Annotated in this window: 3 protein-coding genes; all 3 read right to left on the bottom strand. The window is 52.1% G+C overall.

What is annotated here, in order from left to right:
* Positions 1 to 366: MgtC/SapB family protein (locus Q0R57_RS14580; protein WP_294749213.1), on the bottom strand; the 366-nt coding region annotated here is incomplete at its 3' end.
* 3 nt (positions 367 to 369) lie between these two features.
* Complete coding sequence (locus tag Q0R57_RS14585) at positions 370 to 1,509, bottom strand: N-acetyltransferase (RefSeq protein ID WP_294749215.1); 1,140 nt, start codon at positions 1,507 to 1,509, stop codon at positions 370 to 372.
* Between the two features lie 80 nt (positions 1,510 to 1,589).
* The gene (locus Q0R57_RS14590) at positions 1,590 to 3,485 is read right to left on the bottom strand and encodes an AAA domain-containing protein (RefSeq protein WP_294749218.1); all 1,896 of its coding nucleotides are present in this window, start codon (positions 3,483 to 3,485) and stop codon (positions 1,590 to 1,592) included.
* Positions 3,486 to 3,569 lie beyond the last annotated feature (84 nt).

Consider the following 3,569-nt stretch of genomic DNA (forward strand, 5'->3'; position numbering starts at 1 on the left):
GATATACATGCCACCACCACAGGCCAGACCGATGGCTGCCGTCACCCATAATCCTGCAGCCGTTGTCAGTCCACGAACCACGTTCTCACTCTTATGGAAGATAATGGTACCGGCACCAATGAAACCGATACCTGAAACGACCTGTGCCGCCACACGCGACACGTCCCATCGATGCTCAGGAGTGTGCATGGCTCCCTCGAAGCCATAAGCCGACACAACCATAAACAAAGCCGAGCCCAGAGCCACTAGGAAATGGGTGCGGAAGCCCGCTTCCTTCGCCCTGTACTCACGTTCCAAACCAATGGCTCCTCCCAAAAGGGCAGCCACAAAAATGCGGAGAACAAACTCCCATGTCATATTATCCATAGCTTATAATGTTTTCTTGTAACAGCGATGACGACGGTGGATGACAGACTCCAGATACTGCCACTGGCCAAGCACACCATCATTGGTCTCCATCATCGGACCCGTATCAGCCCATTCGAAGCCGTAGCGCTGGAACTGACGGATGAGGTCGTCGAAGATAAGCCCGTTGGCACCTTTGGAACGGTACTCAGGCAGCACGCCAATAAGCAGGAGGTCGACGATAGGGGTCTTGTGCCACTTCAGGATCTTGAGCAGATGCCACCAGCCGAAGGGGAACAGATGACCGTCGCGCGTCTTCTGTAGAGCCCGTGAGAACGAGGGGAAGGTGATGCCAAAGCCCACCAGACGGTCGTTGTCGGAGGCATCAACGATACCTGTCACCAGATTCAGGTCGGCCAATTTGATATAATTGTTCGCCAGCAGGTCAATCTGCTTGTCGGTGAGGGTGCAAAAGCCGTAGAGATCCTTGTAGGTGGTATTAAGCAGGTTGAATATCTCTTGAGCCTTGCCCTCCTTCATCAGCTCATGACGGGTGAACTTATGGACACGGAGGTTATAGCGCTTGCGCACCATCTCTGTGACCTTCGAGAACTTCTCCGGCACCACCTCGGGCACCTTCACCTTCGCCTCCACCCAGTCGTTGGCTTTCTCAAACGTGCCCAGCTGCTCCATGTGTTTCGGATAGTAGGGGTAGTTATAGTTGATATACATCGATGCAAGCTCTTCAAAGCCCTCGACAAGCATGCCCTCGCGGTCGGTGTCGATGAAGCTCATCGGACCGATCATCTCCGTCATGCCGCGCTCACGCCCCCACTCTTCCACTGTCTGCAGAAGGGCAGAGGACACCTCCACGTCGTCAATGAAGTCGAACCATCCGAAACGCACCTGCCGACTCTGCCACCGTTCGTTGGCACGACGGTTGATGATGGCAGCCACACGACCGACAATCTGGCCTTTCTTCCTAGCCAGAAAATAATCGGCCTCACAATAGTCGAACGACGGGTTCTTCTGCCTGTCGAGCGTTGCTATCTCATCAAAATAGAGGAAAGGAACTGCATAGTCACTATCCCGGTAGAGGTCATAATAGAATTGTACAAACTGTTTGAGTTCCTTTTTCGTTGTTACTTTTTGTATTTCAATCATTGCGCTGTTATATCATACTTGCTGCAAAGGTACGAAGAATTAGGAAGTTCAAGAAGTTCTAACAGTTAAAAGGAGTTAAATCAGAGCGCTTCGATATAATCGTAGAGTTTTTTGTAGAATGGATGACGGGTCATGGTCGATGCATCGCCAAGAATGATCAGTTTCATCCTGGCACGGGTGATGGCGACGTTCATACGGCGCAGGTCACGGAGGAATCCAATCTGTCCTTCATCGTTGGCTCGCACCAGTGAGATGAGGATGATGTCGCGCTCCTGTCCCTGAAAACCATCAACGGTATTTACGCTGATCAGACTGCGGTAGGGCTTGAAGAACTCACGTTTCTTGATCAGTCGTCGCAGATGCTGCACCTGAGCCCGATAGGGTGAAATGATACCAACGTCGAGACGCTCGTCAAGGATGCGCTGCTTACCGATCTTTGAGAAATAATTCTCCAATACAAGCAGCGTCAGTTCCGCCTCAGCCTTGTTGATGCGTCCGAAACTCTCACCCACGAATTCCTCTGTAAACTGTAAACCGTCAACTGTAAACTGACTTGTATCCACCCACGTCATCGGAATATCGAGGTCGAGAATGCTGCGGTATTTCACCTCAGGAGCACTCTCCACCTGGTTGCCATAGAACCAGTCGGAAGAGAAGCGCATGATCTCCTCGTTCATACGATACTGCATCTTCAGCAGGGTCACCACTTCGGGTTTGTTCTCCACGATGCGCTCCATAAGGGTCTTGCCGAGTCCGCCTTTCAGGGCTGCGATGCTCTTCACCGTCGGAGGCAGCTGACAATGGTCGCCAGCCAGTATCACTCTCGACACCCGCCGGATGGGTATCCAGCAGGCAGCCTCCAAAGCCTGTGCCGCCTCATCTATAAATAAGGTGCCGAACTTCTGTCCCTCCAACAGTCGGCTGCTGCTTCCCACAAGAGTAGAGGCAATGACACGGGCCTCTCCGAAGAGTTGGGCATTGATGCGTATCTCAAGTTCTATGGCACGTTCCTTGAGGCGTTCCAGCTTCTGGTGGTATTTGTCATCACCCCGTTTCCGATGGGCACGCAACTCACGGATAGCCTTGCGGATAGACCAAAGCAGTTCATAATCAGGATGAGCCTCGAAGCGTCGCTCGTAGGTAAACGAGAGCATCTTGTCGTTGACACGCGTGGGATTACCTATTCTTAATACGTTGACTCCACGGTCGACAAGCTTCTCGGATATCCAGTCGACAGCCATGTTACTCTGCGCACAGACCAGCACCTGACTCTCCCGCCGTAGGGTTTCATAGATGGCCTCGACGAGGGTTGTCGTCTTGCCTGTGCCTGGAGGTCCGTGGACCACAGCCACATCCTTCGCCCACAGAACCTTGTTCACCGCCTCTTCCTGAGTACGGTTCAGATAGGGGAAACGCATCGGGGCGAAGCTGAATGTCTCGGCCTTCTGGTGAGAATAGAAGAGGTCTCGCAGATAGCCCAGACGTCCCTTGGCCTTCATCACACGGTCGAGGGCCTCGAACATCATCTTATAGCTCGTCTCGTCGAAGAAGAGTTGGATGCCCACGTTCTCCGCTCCCTGCACATCAATCAGATGACCGTCATCAGGCACAGCCACCACCATACGGTCGCCGTCCACATAGCTGACAGTTGCTGTGAAGTTGAAGTAGCGGATGGCCTCTTTGGATTTTTCGGAATCCACCCGGAAAAAGCACACGGGCCGCCCGAATTCGAAATTATGCTCTATCTCGTCATCATCGCCCTGCCGGAATACCTCTACGACCAGCTGATTGAGTGAATTATAGTAACTCCTGCCCATCTTCAGCGGATACCAGGCATCACCACGCTTCACCTTCCGCTGCAGCCCCATCTCCTCGGTCTGCTTGCGAAAGGCCTCCTTCTCCGTCTGATACTCCAATTGGAGCAGCAGACGCTGTTGCTGTAGTGCCAGTATCGGCGAACTCTGCTGATTTCCCATAATTCGTTTGCAAAGGTATGCATATTTTTAGACATAGAACCTTTTTAATATATATTTTTAGACAAAAGAACATAAGAACATGTT

The sequence above is a fragment of the uncultured Prevotella sp. genome (assembly GCF_946407605.1).
Taxonomy (GTDB): domain Bacteria; phylum Bacteroidota; class Bacteroidia; order Bacteroidales; family Bacteroidaceae; genus Prevotella.